The 15,917-nt window shown below is 64.6% G+C and carries 11 protein-coding genes; 2 read left to right on the top strand and 9 right to left on the bottom strand.

Going from position 1 to position 15,917, the window contains the following annotated elements:
• Positions 1-399 precede the first annotated feature (399 nt).
• From QQF40_RS14870 to QQF40_RS14830, 9 genes are all read right to left on the bottom strand, one after another.
• Positions 400-2,304, bottom strand: a complete 1,905-nt coding sequence (locus QQF40_RS14870; RefSeq protein ID WP_285461758.1) for a M48 family metallopeptidase — start codon at positions 2,302-2,304, stop codon at positions 400-402.
• Between the two features lie 71 nt (positions 2,305-2,375).
• On the bottom strand, positions 2,376-2,969 hold the full coding sequence (locus tag QQF40_RS14865) for a LemA family protein (RefSeq protein WP_166019876.1): 594 nt from the start codon (positions 2,967-2,969) through the stop codon (positions 2,376-2,378).
• Positions 2,970-3,170: 201 nt separating this feature from the next.
• Complete coding sequence (locus QQF40_RS14860) at positions 3,171-4,802, bottom strand: bifunctional 2-methylcitrate dehydratase/aconitate hydratase (protein WP_285461757.1); 1,632 nt, start codon at positions 4,800-4,802, stop codon at positions 3,171-3,173.
• A 194-nt stretch (positions 4,803-4,996) separates the two neighbouring features.
• Positions 4,997-6,265 (bottom strand): 2-methylaconitate cis-trans isomerase PrpF, encoded by a 1,269-nt coding sequence (gene prpF, locus QQF40_RS14855; RefSeq protein WP_285461756.1) that lies wholly within the window; start codon positions 6,263-6,265, stop codon positions 4,997-4,999.
• The gene (gene acnD, locus QQF40_RS14850) at positions 6,262-8,964 is read right to left on the bottom strand and encodes a Fe/S-dependent 2-methylisocitrate dehydratase AcnD (protein WP_175090511.1); all 2,703 of its coding nucleotides are present in this window, start codon (positions 8,962-8,964) and stop codon (positions 6,262-6,264) included. Before acnD ends, prpF begins: the two co-directional genes overlap by 4 nt.
• Before the next feature lie 67 nt (positions 8,965-9,031).
• Positions 9,032-10,189, bottom strand: a complete 1,158-nt coding sequence (gene prpC / locus QQF40_RS14845; RefSeq protein WP_285461755.1) for a bifunctional 2-methylcitrate synthase/citrate synthase — start codon at positions 10,187-10,189, stop codon at positions 9,032-9,034.
• Positions 10,190-10,371: 182 nt separating this feature from the next.
• Entirely contained in the window at positions 10,372-11,283 is a 912-nt protein-coding gene (prpB, locus tag QQF40_RS14840; RefSeq protein ID WP_043333964.1) for a methylisocitrate lyase, read from the bottom strand.
• Between the two features lie 73 nt (positions 11,284-11,356).
• Complete coding sequence (locus tag QQF40_RS14835) at positions 11,357-12,136, bottom strand: GntR family transcriptional regulator (RefSeq protein ID WP_175090497.1); 780 nt, start codon at positions 12,134-12,136, stop codon at positions 11,357-11,359.
• Between the two features lie 370 nt (positions 12,137-12,506).
• Positions 12,507-13,379, bottom strand: a complete 873-nt coding sequence (locus QQF40_RS14830) for an alpha/beta fold hydrolase (RefSeq protein WP_175090496.1) — start codon at positions 13,377-13,379, stop codon at positions 12,507-12,509.
• A gap of 231 nt (positions 13,380-13,610) precedes the next feature.
• Here QQF40_RS14830 and pabB point away from each other — a divergent pair, with 231 nt between their 5' ends.
• Both pabB and QQF40_RS14820 read left to right on the top strand, forming a co-directional pair.
• A complete protein-coding gene (gene pabB, locus QQF40_RS14825; RefSeq protein ID WP_285461754.1) occupies positions 13,611-15,062 on the top strand; it encodes an aminodeoxychorismate synthase component I in 1,452 nt (483 codons plus the stop codon).
• Between the two features lie 215 nt (positions 15,063-15,277).
• Positions 15,278-15,904, top strand: coding sequence for a phosphoadenosine phosphosulfate reductase domain-containing protein (locus QQF40_RS14820; protein WP_175090494.1), 627 nt, complete (start codon positions 15,278-15,280; stop codon positions 15,902-15,904).
• Positions 15,905-15,917: the final 13 nt, after the last annotated feature.

The following is a 15,917-nucleotide window of genomic DNA, read 5'->3' as shown; positions in this document are numbered from 1 at the left end:
CTTGTCACCACTCATCGGCAAGCGCTCACACGAATTACCTGATCAAATTTTTAAAGAGCGTCGCTGTGAAGCGAGGAGGCACATTCTACCCGGAACGCTTGATAAGTCAAGCACTTAATGATGAGTCAATCGACTGCCTCTAAGCATCATCAAGCGGTGAGGAGCATTGCTCGATCACCTGTCCCACAAGGAGTGTGGCGTATTCTAGCCAATCGCCCGGGATTGTCAATCGATGATTTCGAAGCGGACTTCAAAAACATCAAGCAAAACAATCACCTGCAAACCTCTTTCACCGCTGGCAACGCCATGCGTCCCCGGCAGCGGATGCGTACTTTACGCAGGAATCGGTTTGATGGCAAGAGCTTTGACGCAGAAAATAGCCGCTCGCCTGATCGATACTCAGACCGCCCTGCCATCCGCAGGCCGTGATACTGGGCGCGCCTGCCAGCCACCACGCGAATGGGACTGTGTCTCAAGCGCCGCTTCCAGGCGTGCCTCCGGCAGCTGCATGACGCGGGCCAGCAGTGTCAGCAGGGCCACCTCCTCATCGGCCAGTGTCTGGTCGGCATGCACCACCTGGGCAAGCGCCGTGAACCAGCGCTGCTTGTCCATCGGGCGCAGGTGAGCCAGCTGCGTGAGATGACGGCAGCGCAGCGCAGGATTATCCCCATCCGGCTGCGACTGCGGATACGCAAGCGCCAGACCAAGTTCCGCACTGGCGTCCAGGAAGATGCCCTCGCGCAGCGCTTCATCGTCGATGAGTCCGACCATCAGCATGAGCCAGTGCTGACAGGCCGGCTGACATTGCTGCAAGGCCAGCGAGTCACTCTTGCGATCGATTCGCGGGTCCAGTGACTCCAACAACAACTGCCACAGACACCAGATGAACATGTCCTGCGGAGGTGTCTGCGCCTTGAGCATGCGATGAGCGCGCTCATCCGCTTCCCGCCAGCGCGGTATCAGCCGGTTGAGCAAGGGGATCCACTCGACTCGCGGCAAGGACTCGAGCTTGCGCCGCGCCTCGCGCACGCGCTTGCCATCCAGCCAGTCATGCTGACGCTCAAGCTCGGTGAGCCAGACCCCACGCCGGGTGAGCTCCGAGGGCGCGATCATCGCCACCACCAGCTGCGGGCAGAGAAAGCGTGACAGCGTCAGGTTCTCGAGTTCACCCCGGGAACGCGACAGCTCGCCCAGGACAGCCGCGCCGGCGATACCCGCCATGACCCCGCCAAGCACTTCTGCCCCGATGGGCCCCTGCTGCTCGAAGGTATGCACCGGTTGCTGACGCGCGCTCAGATATTGCCTGTCCCAACGGGGTTCCAGGCGCTTGATGCGTTCATCCAGCGGCGGATGCGAGTCGAACCAGCCCGTCAGCCATGGCGGGCGCGCTTCGACGAAGAAGAGATGGTTGTAGGTCATTGCGCGCGGATGCTGGATGCGCCCCTGCCAGCCCATGCCACCGATACGCTTGAGGGCCGAGGCGATGCCATCCGGGAAGCGCGTCAGACGCACCGCACTGGCATCGGCGAGATATTCGCGTGAGCGCGCTACCCCGCGTTGCAGCAGCCTGCCGCCCAGCCCGCCGAGACTGCCGAGCAACCACAGCGCCACACCGACCAGCATCAGCTGTGGCATGCCGCCTTTCCTGTCGGAGCCGGAGGAACGCGCCCTGCCCAACACGAAGCCGATGCGCCCCGTCCCCATCAGGAAGCGTCCCGCCTCGGAGAGAAACACCAGGCCATGGACCGCACTCGCCAGACGCAGGTTGAGGCGAATATCGCCATTGGCGATATGGGCGAACTCGTGAGCGACCACGCCCTGCAGCTCATTGCGATCCAGCTGCTCCAACGCCCCGCGACTCAGCGCGATCACCGCATCATGTGGCCGATAGCCCGCCGCGAAGGCATTGATCATCGCCTCATGCGGAAGCAGGAACAGCTGCGGCGTGGGCAGATTGGCGGCGATCGCCATCTCTTCCACCACATTCAGTGCCCGCCGCTCGCTCGAGTCCTGCGTCTCGACATCCACCAGCTTGCCACCCAGGCGTGCGGCCACGACCGCGCCGCCCTGCTGCAGACGCCGCAGCTCACGCGCTGCGACCAGTGCATTGCACAGGAAGATGATGCTCGCCACTGGCCAGACATATTCAAACGTCGTGGTGGCCGGGCGCCCCAGGAAACTGCTGATCGCGACATGCACCACGGCGCCGGCGGCAAGAGACACCACCAGCGACATGACCGTGAAGGCCATCAGCAATAGCCGTGTACGACGCCGCGCACTGTCCTGCTCATGATAGAAATTCATTCGCGCTCGCCATCTACCCAGTCACGGATCACAGCGCAAGACCGCTGCGAGAGAAGCATCAGCCGGTCGACTCACGAGAAACTGACATCCGGCGCCTGGCGGATCTTCACGCTGTCATCGAAGGCCAGCAGACCTGCATCACTGCGATGACCGAAGGTCGGCGCGAACATCACCTGCGGGAAGCTCTGGCGATAGACGTTGTAGTCGGTGACGGCATCGTTGTAGGCCTGACGCGCGAAGGCGACGCGGTTCTCGGTGGCAGTCAGCTCTTCCATCAGGTCGCTCATGGTCTGGTCCGCCTTGAGCTCCGGATAGGCCTCGACCACCACATCCAGCTTGCCCAGACTCGCTGCCAGCCCCTGCTCGGCACCGGCCAGGCTGGCCAGCTTGTCCATGCTGCCGGGATGCGCAGCTGCGGCATTCAAGGCAGCCATCGCCTTGTTGCGGGCATTGATCACTTCTTCCAGGGTGCCACGCTCATGACTCAGATAGCCCTTGGCCGTCTCGACCAGATTGGGAATCAGGTCGTAGCGCCGCTTGAGCTGCACCTCTATCTGCGCGAAGGCATTCTCGAAGCGCGCCTTGAGGCTGACCAGCTTGTTGTAGATCGAGATCACGTAGATGACGATCAGCGCGATGGCGCCCAGCAGCAGAAATGTTTTCATGATGAGTCCCTTGTGATGAAGCCTTTGCCATGATGCCTTTGCCATGAAGGCTCGGCAGGCGTTGCCCCGCTCTCCAGCGAGTCTTTACAAGCGCCCCTGCCGGGCTTCCTGTGCAATCCGCTTCCAGTTTACCCATACCGGATGACGGCACCAGACAATTGGATGACTGATTGCCAACGGGGCATCATGCGGCCAGCAACCTCACGGCACCCAATGCGCCATGAACTCGTGCACCGGCAGTGCTTCGAGTCGCTCGCGATCGCCCAGCAACGCCATCAAGGTGTCGCAACGCGAAGGCGGGAAGCAGGTGGCCAGATTGGCCCGGCACTTGTCCTCGAGCGGGACGAGCGACTCTTCACGCCGCCGGCGATGTCCCAGCGGGTATTCCACCATCACCTGTTCAGTGGCACTGCCATCGTGGAAAACCACCCGCAGGGCATTGGCGATCGAGCGCTTGTCGGCTTCCAGATACTCGCGGGTGAAGCGCGCCTCTTCCTTGACGACCATCCTGTCACGCAGCCGGTCGATCTCCGGGTGAGCGGCATGGAAGCCATCTTCATAGTGGTCCGCGTTCAACTCGCCGAAGATCAGCGGCACCGCGACCATGTATTGCAGGCAGTGATCGCGGTCCGCCGGATTGGCGAGCGCACCCTGCTTGGAGATGATGCGGATCGCCGATTCGTGGGTGGTGATCTCGATGCGCTCGATCTCCTCGAGCCGGTCGCGAACCTCGGGATGGAGCCGGATAGCCGCCTCGGCGGCGGTCTGGGCATGGAATTCGGCTGGGAAGGAGACCTTGAAGAGCACGTTCTCCATCACATAGCTACCCAGAGGGCGCGCCAGCGTCAGGTGCCGTTCGTTTTCAGGCTTGAGGGCGAGATCGCTGTTGCCGTGACTGAAGGAAACATCATTGAAGCCCCACTGCGGCGCACTGAGAGCGCCGGGGATGCCCATCTCGCCACGCAGGGCGATATCCGCCAGCCGCACGCCGCGTGAGGTGGCGTCCCCCGCCGCCCAGCTCTTGCGCGAGCCGGCATTGGGCGCATGACGATAGGTACGCAGACTCTGGCCATCGACGAACGCGTGCGACAGCGCTGACAGCAACTGCTCGCGATTCGCCCCCATCAAGCGCGCCGTCACGGCAGTGGTCGCCACCTTGACCAGCATGACATGGTCGAGCCCGACGCGATTGAAGCTGTTGTCCAGCGCCAGCACACCCTGGATCTCGTGGGCCATCACCATGCTCTCCAACACATCACGCATCACCAGAGGCGGCTTGCCCTGCGCGACACGCTGGCGCGAGAGGTGATCCGCCACTGCCAGAATGCCGCCGAGATTGTCCGAGGGATGCCCCCACTCCGCCGCCAGCCAGGTATCGTTGTAATCCAGCCAGCGGATGGTGCAGCCGATATCCCACGCCGCCTTGACGGGATCGAGACTGAAGGCGGTGCCAGGCACCCGCGCACCATGCGGCACCACGGTCTCGGCCACCAGCGGCCCGAGATGCTTGGTGCATTCCGGGAAGCGCAGCGCCAGGATGCCGCAGCCGAGGGTATCCATCAGACACAGCCGAGCGGTGTCCATCGCCTCCGCCGTGGGACCTGAGCGCTCGTGCTTGCCAGCCCGGACATCCGCATCCGAATCCGCGATAAGGGGATCGTCGCAATACCCCAGCACATAGTCGGCAATCTGCTGCAGCTCCGAGTCATAGTCCGGGCGCTGATTGGCGCTGGCCTGGTTGGTACTGGCCTGGCTGGTACTGGCCTGACTTGTACTGGCTTGAGTGGCGCTGAGACGGCTTTCGCCTTTCTGATCAGAGGATGGCGTGCTCATACATGACCTCCTGTCGTGAATCGTCTTTGCCCGTGTGCGGCTCCCGCGACACCAGCACATCCCCCGAAATACCTGTGTACACACCACAGACACGCGAAAGCCGGCCCTCTGCACATGCATGCCAGGCCGGCTTTCATCGGGGTGCCGCAAAGAGGGATATAGTGACAATAGACCATCGCCTGCCAATACCGGCGCTAGCGCATCAAGGTCTCCGCAGGCACCCGCACCCAGCCTTCCATCAGGATACGCGCACTGCGACTCATCACCGCTTCACTGACGGTCCACTCGCCCTCGCCTTGCTGACCGCCACCGACCTGGCCCGAGGGTGACTGACGATGGGCACTCGCACCGACCCTGAGCGTGCCGGAGGGATGACCAAAGCACACCGAGTCACGCGCGGTGACTGTCTGCCCGGCCCCAGACTCAGCACTGGCTCCGCCAGCGGCGGCAAGATTGACCAGCGTGCCCGGTACCGCAGCCGCCGCGGCGATGGCGACGGCCGCGGTGCCCATCATGGCATGGTGCAGCTTGCCCATCGACACGGCGCGGATCAGCACATCGATCTCGTCGGCCTTGATCTCGCGACCACTGGAGACAACGTGATCCACCGGCGGCGCCACGAAGGCGACCTTGGGGGTGTGTTGGCGCGTGGCCGCCTCTGCGAGATCATTGATCAGTCCCATGCGCAGCGCGCCGTGGGCGCGCAATGTCTCGAGGCGCGCGAGGGCCTCGGCGTCACCATTGATCGATTCCTGCAGCTCGGTGCCCTGATAGCCGAGATCGCGGGCATCGACGAAGATGGTCGGGATGCCGGCATTGATCAGAGTCGCCCGGATTCTCCCGCCCGCGACCACCGATTCCGGCACTTCCAGCGTATCGACCACATTTCCGGTGGGGAACATGCTGCCTTCGCCGGCGGCAGGGTCGCGGAAGGCGACCGCCACTTCGGCGGCCGGGAAGGTCACGCCATCCAGGGCGAAGTCGCCGGTTTCCTGGACGCGCCCTTCGCACATCGGCACCCGTGCGATGATGGTCTTGGCGATGTTGGCCTGCCAGATACGCACCTCGGCGATGCCATCACGCGGCAGGCGCTCGGTCGGCACCAGGCCCTTCTCGATGGCGAAGGGCCCGACCGCCGCCGAGAGGTTGCCGCAGTTGCCGCTCCAGTCGACGAAGGGCGAGTCGATGGAGACCTGGCCGAACAGGTAGTCGACGTCGTGATCCGGCTGTTCGCTGCGACTGATGATCACCGTCTTGCTGGTGCTGGAAGTCGCGCCCCCCATGCCGTCGATCTGCTTGGCGTAGGGGTCGGGACTGCCGATCACGCGCAGCAGCAGGGCATCGCGCGCCGGGCCCGGCACCTGCGCCGCTTCCGGCAGTTCATCGCGCAGGAAGAACACGCCCTTGCTGGTGCCGCCACGCAGGTAGGTGGCGGGAATCCTGAGCTGTGCCTGCTGGCTCATGCCGTCACCTCCGCCGCCGTCTCGCCCGGTGCCTGCGAGTTCAGGAAGTCCTCGGCGAAGCGTTGCAGCACACCACCCGCCGAGTAGATGGAGACCTCCTCACGGGTATCGAGACGGCAGGTGACCGGCACGCGCTCGAGCTGACCCGCCTTGTCACCGGCGGTGCGCTCGATCACCAGCGTGAGTTCTGCCCCCGGCGCCGGCTCGCCCTCGACGGCGTAGATCTCGCTGCCATCCAGCGCCAGCGTCTTGCGCGTGGTACCGGCGGCGAACTGCAGCGGCATCACGCCCATGCCGACCAGATTGGTGCGGTGGATACGCTCGAAACCTTCCGCGACGATGGCCTCGACACCCGCCAGCCGCACGCCCTTGGCCGCCCAGTCACGCGACGAGCCCTGGCCGTAATCCGCGCCCGCGATGATGATCAACGGCTGCTTGCGCTGCATGTACGCCTCGATGGCCTCCCACATGCGTACCACCTTGCCTTCCGGCTCCAGGCGTGTGAGCGAGCCCTGCTTGACCTCGCGCTTGCCGTCCGCCCCTTCCACCACGGCCATCTCGTTGATCAGCTTGGGGTTGGCGAAGGTGGCCCGCTGCGCGGTGAGGTGATCGCCACGGTGGGTGGCGTAGGAATTGAAGTCCTCCTCCGGCAGGCCCATCGCAGCCAGGTACTCGCCCGCCGCACTGCTGGCCATGATGGCATTGGAGGGTGACAGGTGATCGGTGGTGATGTTGTCCCCCAGCACCGCCAGTGCCCGCATGCCCTTGAGCGTCGGCGCGCTTGCCAGGCCGCCTTCCCAGTACGGCGGACGACGGATGTAGGTGCTCATCTCGCGCCAGTCGTAGAGCGGACTGGTCGTGTCATCGCGATCCTGACGGGCCTCGAACATCGGGATGTAGACCTGACGGAAGTGGTCCGGCTTGACGCTGGCGCCGACGATGGCGTCGATTTCCTCGTCGCTCGGCCACAGGTCCTTGAGCATGATCGGCGAGCCGTCCGGCGCATGCCCGAGAACATCCTTCTCGATGTCGAAGCGGATGGTGCCGGCGATGGCGTAGGCGACCACCAGCGGCGGCGAGGCCAGGAAGGCCTGCTTGGCGTAGGGGTGGATACGGCCATCGAAGTTGCGGTTGCCGGACAGCACTGCGGTGGAGTAGAGGTCGCGCTCGACGATTTCCTGCTGGATCGCCGGGTCCAGCGCACCGCTCATGCCATTGCAGGTGGTGCAGGCGAAGCCGACGATACCGAAGCCGAGCTGCTCGAGTTCCGGCAGCAGTTCCGCCTCTTCCAGGTACAGCTGCACGGCCTTGGAGCCCGGCGCCAGCGAGGTCTTGACCCACGGCTTGCGCGTCAGCCCCAGCGCATTGGCGCGTCTGGCCAGCAGGCCGGCGGCGATGACGTTGCGCGGATTCGAGGTATTGGTGCAACTGGTGATGGCGGCGATGATCACCGCGCCATCCGGCATCAGGTCGCGCCCGTCCTCATCCTGCTCATGCTCGATCACCCCGGAGATGCCACGCGCGGCAAGCTCGCTGGTCGGCACGCGACTGTGCGGGTTGGAGGGGCCCGCCAGGGTGCGCACCACCGAGGACAGGTCGAAGGTCAGCTCGCGCTCATATTCCACCGCGCCTTCGATATGGCCGCTCTCATCGGCCCACAGCCCGGTCTCACGCGCGTAGCGCTCGACCAGCGCGATGTTCTCCGGCTCACGCCCCGTAAGGGTCAGGTAGTCCAGTGTCTGCTGATCGATGTAGAACATCGCCGCCGTGGCGCCGTACTCCGGTGTCATGTTGGAGATGGTGGCACGATCGCCCAGGGTCAGGCTGGCCGCGCCTTCGCCGAAGAATTCCAGATAGGAGGAGACGACCTTCTCGGCGCGCAGGAATTCGGTCAGCGCCAGCACGATGTCGGTGGCGGTGATGCCCGGCTGCGGACGCCCGGTGAGGCGCACGCCGATGATGTCCGGCAGGCGCATGTAGGAGGCGCGCCCCAGCATCACGCTCTCGGCCTCGAGCCCACCGACGCCGACGGCGATCACGCCCAGCGCATCGACATGCGGCGTGTGGCTGTCGGTACCCACCAGGGTATCCGGGAAGGCGACCTGATGGCCCTTCTCATCGGCGCGCGACTCGATCACCGGCGACATCCGCTCCAGATTGATCTGGTGCATGATGCCGTTGCCCGGCGGAATCACGTCGATGTTCTCGAAGGCCTGACGGGTCCAGTCGATGAAGTGGAAGCGGTCCTCGTTGCGCCGCTCCTCGATGGCGCGGTTCTTGGCGAAGGCGTCCTTGTCGAAGCCGGCGTGCTCCACCGCCAGCGAGTGGTCGACGATCAACTGGGTCGGCACCACCGGATTGACCTTGGCCGGGTCTCCGCCGCGCTCGGCGATGGCATCGCGCAGACCGGCAAGGTCGACCAGCGCGGTCTGACCGAGGATGTCATGGCACACGACGCGCGCGGGGTACCACGGAAAATCGAGATCACGCCGACGCTCGATCAATTGCACGAGACTGTCGCGCAGCTGGTCCGGGGGGCAGCGACGCACCAGGTTCTCGGCCAGTACGCGAGAGGTATAGGGCAGACCGGCATAGGCGCCGGGGGCGATGTCTTCCACGGCGGCACGCGCATCGAAGTAGTCGACCGGGGTACCCGGTGACGCCGTGCCAGGCAGGGGTTTGCGATACTCGGTATTCATGGGCATCCGGACTCATCAGGCGGTCAAGAAAACGATCGGCCAGCACGCGGACTGGCCGAGGAAAGGGTCAGTCGCGCTGCTCGATGGGCAGCCAGTCGCAATGCTCCGGGCCGGTGTAATCGGCGCTCGGGCGGATGATGCGATTGTTGGCGCGTTGCTCGAAGACATGCGCCGCCCAGCCGGTCAGGCGTGAACAGACGAAGATCGGCGTGAACAACTTGGTGGGGATGCCCATGAAGTGATAGGCGCTGGCGTGGAAGAAGTCGGCATTGCAGAACAGCTTCTTCTCGCGCCACATCACGGCTTCGACGCGCTCGGAGACGGCGTAGAGCTGAGTGTCGCCCACATCCTCGGACAGCTTGCGTGACCACTCCTTGATGATGGCGTTGCGCGGGTCACGTTCACGGTAGATGGCGTGGCCGAAGCCCATGATCTTCTCGCGGCGTTCCAGCATGCCGAGAATCTCGCGCTCGGCTTCCTCCGGTGAGCGCCAGTGTTCGATCATCGCCATCGCCGCCTCGTTGGCACCGCCATGCAGCGGGCCGCGCAGCGAGCCGATGGCCCCGGTCACGCAGGAATGCAGATCGGAGAGCGTCGAGGCGCAGACACGCGCGGTGAAGGTCGAGGCATTGAATTCGTGCTCGGCATAGAGGATCAGCGAGGTGTTCATCACCGCGGCATGCAGCTCGCTGGGGGCCTCGCCGTGCAAAAGGTGCAGGAAGTGCGCGCCGATGGAGTCATCATCAGTCTCGGTGTCGATGCGCACGCCGTCATGGCTGAAGCGATACCAGTAATTGATGATCGACGGGAACACCGCCAGCATGCGGTCGGCATGGTCGGACTGTTCCTCGAAGCTCTCTTCGGTTTCCAGATTGCCGAGCATCGAACACCCGGTGCGCATCACGTCCATCGGGTGGGCACTGGCCGGAATCTGCTCCAGCACCGCCTTCAGGGCATCCGGCAGGCCACGCAGGCCCTTGAGGCGCGCGATGTAGGCGTCCAGCTCTTCACGATTGGGCAGCTTGCCCTTGAGCAGCAGATAGGCGACTTCTTCAAAGCTTGCGTGGGCGGCGAGATCCTCCAGATCGTAGCCGCGATAGCGCAGGCCGGAGCCGGTCTGGCCAACGGTGCACAGAGCGGTCTCGCCGGCGCTCTGGCCGCGCAGGCCGCTGGGAGCACCTGTGCTCGGGGTAGCGGTGGCCGGGTTGGCGATGGTATCTGACATGGCGCGATCTCCTTGGCAGTGACGTCATTGAGTTGTTCTTTTTCTTGTAGGGCATAAAGCGTCAAGCCCCTCGCCGGCCAGGCGTCTGCCAGCGAGGGAGAAACGGTCGGGCCGAAAGTGCCGGCCCGTGAAGCCAATGGCCTCATGAGACGAGACATGGCGTCCGCCTCGAGCGTCTGGCATCAATCCTTGCGGCTTTCGGCCTCGAACAGGGTGTCCAGCTTCTGCTCGAAGGTGTGGTAATCGAGGAAGTCGTAGAGCTCCATGCGGGTCTGCATGTCGTCGACCACGTCCTTCTGATCACCCTTGTCGTGGATGTTCTGGTAGACCTTGAGGGCGGCGGCATTCATGGCGCGGAAGGCGGACAGCGGATAGAGCACCATCCGGCAGCCGACATCGCCCAGCTCGCGCTGATTGAACAGCGGCGTGGCACCAAATTCGGTGATGTTGGCCAGAATCGGCGCGTCGACGCCCTCGCAGAAGGCGCGGTAGTCCTCGAGGGTATGCACCGCCTCGGCGAAGATGGCGTCCGCTCCGGCTTCGACACAGGCGTTGGCACGCGCCACGGCGGCCTCGAGCCCTTCCTTCTGGAAGGCATCGGTACGCGCGATCAGATAGAAGTCGTCATCACGGCGGGCATCGGCAGCGGCCTTGATGCGGTCGACCATCTCCTGACTGGAGACGATGGCCTTGTTGGGGCGATGACCACAGCGCTTCTGGGCGACCTGGTCTTCCAGATGCACGGCCGCCACACCGGCACGCTCCATCTCCTGAATGGTGCGCGCGATGTTGAAGGCGCCGCCCCAGCCGGTGTCGATGTCCACCAGCAGCGGAAGCTCGCTGGCGGCGGTGATGCGACGCGCGTCTTCCAGCACGTCATTCATGCTGGTCATGCCCAGGTCCGGCAGACCGTAGGAGGCGTTGGCCACGCCGCCACCGGACAGGTAGATCGCCTGATGCCCGACGCGCTCGGCCATGATGGCGGTATAGGCATTGATGGTGCCGACGATGGGCAGCGGACGGTTGGCTTCCAGCGCCGCGCGGAAGCGGGCGCCGGGGCTTGGCAAGGCGGTGGAACTCAGATGGCGTGACATGACATCTCCCGGGCTGGGCCCATGACGGGGTTGGAATTGTTGGTGATGATCCGGTCGCAAGCGGTGTGGCAGTTCACTCCTCGCCCTGCTCTTCCTTGAGCGTGGCGGCATAGCGGCGGGCGACGTTCTCCCGCGAGGCGCTGACGTGGCGCCGCATCAGAAGTTCTGCCAGCTCTTCGTCGCCGGCCTCGATGGCATCGACGATACGGTGGTGCTCGACGAAGGCCTTCTGCGGACGCGAACCACTGGCGCTGAACTGGGTGCGATACATGCGTACCAGGTAGTAGAGGTCGTCGCAGAGAATCGTCATCAGCATGTGGTTGTGGCTGCCGAGGACGATCTGATAGTGGAAGTCGAGATCGCCTTCCTTCTGGAAGTAGGCGGTGCCGGTCTTGAGGTCCGACTGCTGCTCGTGGGTCTTGAGCACGCTGCGCAGTCGCGTGACCTCCTCCTGCGTCATGTGCCGCGCCGCCAGGCGCGCGGCCATGCTCTCCAGCGCCTCACGCACGTCGAACAGCTCCAGCAGCTCGGTCATCGAGAGCTTGACCACCCGCGCGCCGACGTGAGGCACGCGCTCGATCAGGCGGTGGACCTCGAGGCGACGCATCGCCTCGCGCAGCGGGCCGCGCGAGATGCCATAGGCCTGTGCCAGCCCCGGCTCGGTGATCTTGCTGCCAGGTGCCAGCTCGCCGCGCACGATGGCGTCCTGCAGCTGGTGGAAGACGCGCTCGGCCAGGGTGCGCACCTCAGGCGCCGGAGCACTCGCGGAGGCGGTGTGGCCTGCCTCCTCGGCAGTGGCGCCGCGCGCGAGGCTTCGAGCGGTGGTGGCATTGTGAAAGGCATCGGTGGTCATGGTGGTCAGGCGATCCGGCTGGACGAGGGGCTGAGACAGGACAATGGCAATGAGGGACTTCCAGCACCATTGTCGACAATCATTCAATGACTGCCAGACTAGCCAGCGAGCCTGAGTGGGTCAAGACGCAATCCGCCAAATCCTCTACACCTTTGGCGTAAGAGAGTTGGCATGCGCTGGATAAACGGCTGCAAGAACAAGGACGAACCGCCTGAGAAGCCGCCATGTCAGCCTTCACACACCGACAGGACAGAGGCATTCCAGCTGGCAGAGGCCGAGACGAAAGACGCCCCGTCAGCACAGGCTGACGGGGCGTCTTTCGTCTCAAGGCCAGACCGTTCATCGGCCGGCTTGTCGACAATCACGCGATTTATGTGAAGCTGAGCTCCGCGCCGATGCGGCGGGGTTTCTGGAAAGGCAGCGAGTGATCGGTGCCGGGAATTTCCAGCGATTGCCAACCTACATGACGCTCGGCCAGCAGGCTGTGATAGTCGCGCAGGGTCTGCGGGCTCTTGCCACCGACCAGGCTGCGCACCTCGCTGCCTGAGGCCAGCACGTCGGCCAGCAGCGCCTCGCGGTCGATCTCGCGCACGGCATGGGTGACACAGTCCAGCGCATTGGCAAAGCCCAGATGGCGATGCGCCAGACGTGCCACCATCATGCGCTCGGCGCGCGGGTTGCGCGTACGATGCGGCGAGATGAGGTCGAGAAAGGCGGTGATGCCCGCCTCGGGGCTTGGGGCTTCGCGCATGGCACGCGCCGCCTCGGCGTAGCCGTCACGCACCTTGACCATGGTGGCGTGGCATTCGCGCTCCAGCAGCGCCGGCTCCAGCAGACTGATGTCGCCGACCTTCACCTCCGGGCGCTCGGCGCGCAGGCGCTGGACGAGACGCATGGCGACCAGCCCGCCGAAGCTGTAGCCGATCAGGTCGAAATGCGTGATGCGCTGGGTCTCGATCAACGCCATCACGTCCTCGACCACCTGCTCGAGAGTGAAAGGAGGCTCGCCACCCTGTGGCGCCAGCGTCTGCCCCATGCCACGCAGGTCGGGGATGATCAGCTCATCATGGGCCGTGAGATGCCCGACCAGCGGTGCCCAGGTCAGCGTGCCGGCCACCCCCGCGCCGTGCAACATCAGCAGTCGGCGCCCGCCCTGGGCGTCATGCCGCTTGAGACGCTGCCAGAAGATGTTCTGATCGGGACGTGACAGCAGGTGTTGGCCATGTTCGAACTCGGGATGCATGCAGGGGCTCCGGTGGGGTGCCAGGGGCTGGGCAATAGGGCTGGGCGAATGTCTGCACGTGCGCCAACGCCGTCATCGATGACAACGCAGGGCATTCAGAGGCAGGCACCTTAATCAGCACGCGGGAGAACGGCAAGCCAACAAGGGCCGCCCCTCACCGGAATCCGCACGCATGGGCGGACAAAACGCCTTCGGATGCCTAGAATGCCCTGTCCGCCAACGGAAGCTGTCATGACCATCTCGCTCGAAATCAACGCCCTACCCTATGCCCTCGCCGCCGAGGATGAAGCCTCCACGATGTCGCGCTTCGCACGCCTGCGCTCACGTCCCGACGCCGTGCTGCTCGACAGCGGCCAGCCCTCGCTGGCCGGCGGTCGCTTCGACATCATCAGCAGCGACCCGCTGGCCGTACTGGAGCAAGGCCCACAGGGTGGCAAGCTCACTGGCCCGCTGCCGGAGACGATGCGTGACCTGAGCCAGTTCAGTGAAGCACTGGAGCGCCTCGCCCGCCTGCCGGTGATCGAAGCCCAGCGCCAGCTGCTGACCCTGCTTCCGCAGACGCTGGCAGGCGAAGAGCTCGCCCGGCATGACCTGACAGCCGAGGACCTGCCGTTCATCGCCGGCCTGATGGGCTACTGGAGCTACGACTTCGGGCGCGCGCTGGAAGACCTGCCCGCCACGACCGAGGACGACATCGCGCTGCCCTGGGCGCGTCTCGGTCTCTATGACTGGGCATTGATCAGTGACCATCAGCGCCAGCAGAGCTGGCTGATCGCCTCGCCCCAACGGCGTAGGCAGGTGCTTGAGTGGCTGGAGCAACCGGCGCCGCGCAGCGCTGACTTCGCCCTCGACACCCCCTTCTCGCCGCTGCTGGATCGCGCAGGCTACGGAGAGCGCTTCCGCCAGGTGATGGAGTATCTGCATGCCGGGGACTGCTATCAGATCAACCTGACCCAGCGCTTCTCCGCCGACTGCAGTGGCGACAGCTGGGATGCCTATCTGCGCCTGCGTCAGGCCACGCCGACACCCTACGCCGGCTATCTGAGCTGGCAGGACGCCAAGGGCGAGGAGATGGCGATCGTCTCCGTCTCGCCGGAGCGCTTCGTCGAGGTCAATCACCGCGCGGTCGAGACCAAGCCGATCAAGGGCACCCGCGCACGTGGCGCGACACCGGAAGAGGACGCGCGGCTGGCCACCGAGCTGCTGGAAAGCCCCAAGGACCGCGCCGAGAACGTGATGATCGTCGACCTGCTGCGCAATGACCTGGGCCGCGTCTCCGCGCCCGGCAGCGTCAAGGTGCCATCGCTGTGCGCGCTGGAGAGCTACGCCAACGTGCACCATTCCGTCAGTACCATCACCAGCACCCTGGATGAAGGACGCGATGCGCTGGACCTGCTCGGCGCCGCCTTCCCCGGTGGCTCCATCACCGGCGCGCCCAAGATCCGTGCCATGCAGATCATCGAGGAGCTGGAGCCGGTACGCCGCAGCGCCTATTGCGGCAGCCTCGGCTATCTGGATATCCGCGGCCACATGGATACCTCCATCGCGATCCGCACGGCGGTGATCGCCGAAGGACAGGTGCATCTGTGGGGCGGCGGCGGTCTGGTTGCCGACTCCGAGGAAGAAGCCGAATACCGCGAGAGCCTGGCCAAGATCCAGCGGCTGATGGAAGCGCTTGGCTGACAGACTGCGTTATAAGCCATCACGAGCGCCATAACTCGATGGCATATAACGTTCGAACGAATTCGTATTGGGGAAGCGGTGCCTGCCTTTGATAGGGTAGGCGCATTCCTGCACGTCTCCTTGAGCGCTCCCCGCCTCTGCTGATGGTCCTTCCTGGCCATTGATCAGCCCTGCGCCCCGCTCCATCGGACGTGCCCTCGTTCTGGAGACTCCTCATGTCCGACACCTTCGATCTCTCTCGCATCAACGCCGAATTCGGCAACGACCCGGAAGCCCTGACCCGCTGGGCCCTGTCGCTGGACAAGCACGCCATCTGCACCACCAACTTCCGTCCCTTCGAGGCGGTGATCCTGCACATGGTGACGCGCTTCCGTCCTGACATCCCGATCGTGTGGATGGACAACGGCTACAATACCGATGCCACCTATCGCTTCGCCGATGAGGTGACGCGCAAGCTGAACCTGAACCGCATCATCTATCTGCCGCAGCGTACGCGTGCGCACCGTGAAGCCGTCGATGGCCTCACTCCGCATATCGATGACCCGCGCCACGAAGCCTTCACCCGTGAAGTGAAGCTCGAACCGTTCGAGCGTGCGCTGCGCGAACTGAACCCCGAGATGTGGTTCACCGCCGTGCGCGCCAGTGACACCGCCTTCCGTGCCGGCATGCAGCCGGTCTCGCTGAACGGCGATGGCCTGATCAAGGTCGCCCCGGTGCTCAACTGGTCATCCAAGCAGATGCACGAGTACCTGGTCGCCCACGACCTGCCCAACGAGTTCGACTACGTCGACCCGACCAAGGCGGAAGACAACCGCGAGTGTGGCCTGCACCTGGCACACTGAGCCCTGTGGTTGA

Source organism: Cobetia sp. LC6, assembly GCF_030264805.1.
In the GTDB taxonomy this organism is placed as follows: Bacteria; Pseudomonadota; Gammaproteobacteria; order Pseudomonadales; family Halomonadaceae; genus Cobetia.
Note: the sequence above shows the minus strand (reverse complement) of the source record. Positions and strands in the feature narration are given on the sequence as shown.

Bases quoted from the DNA above. Each gene is read 5' to 3' on its own strand.
- QQF40_RS14870 (WP_285461758.1), bottom strand. From the start codon at position 2,304: ATGAATTTCTATCATGAGCAGGACAGTGCGCGGCGTCGTACACGGCTA.
- QQF40_RS14865 (WP_166019876.1), bottom strand. From the start codon at position 2,969: ATGAAAACATTTCTGCTGCTGGGCGCCATCGCGCTGATCGTCATCTAC.
- QQF40_RS14860 (WP_285461757.1), bottom strand. From the start codon at position 4,802: ATGAGCACGCCATCCTCTGATCAGAAAGGCGAAAGCCGTCTCAGCGCC.
- prpF (WP_285461756.1), bottom strand. From the start codon at position 6,265: ATGAGCCAGCAGGCACAGCTCAGGATTCCCGCCACCTACCTGCGTGGC.
- acnD (WP_175090511.1), bottom strand. From the start codon at position 8,964: ATGAATACCGAGTATCGCAAACCCCTGCCTGGCACGGCGTCACCGGGT.
- prpC (WP_285461755.1), bottom strand. From the start codon at position 10,189: ATGTCAGATACCATCGCCAACCCGGCCACCGCTACCCCGAGCACAGGT.
- prpB (WP_043333964.1), bottom strand. From the start codon at position 11,283: ATGTCACGCCATCTGAGTTCCACCGCCTTGCCAAGCCCCGGCGCCCGC.
- QQF40_RS14835 (WP_175090497.1), bottom strand. From the start codon at position 12,136: ATGACCACCGATGCCTTTCACAATGCCACCACCGCTCGAAGCCTCGCG.
- QQF40_RS14830 (WP_175090496.1), bottom strand. From the start codon at position 13,379: ATGCATCCCGAGTTCGAACATGGCCAACACCTGCTGTCACGTCCCGAT.
- pabB (WP_285461754.1), top strand. From the start codon at position 13,611: ATGACCATCTCGCTCGAAATCAACGCCCTACCCTATGCCCTCGCCGCC.
- QQF40_RS14820 (WP_175090494.1), top strand. From the start codon at position 15,278: ATGTCCGACACCTTCGATCTCTCTCGCATCAACGCCGAATTCGGCAAC.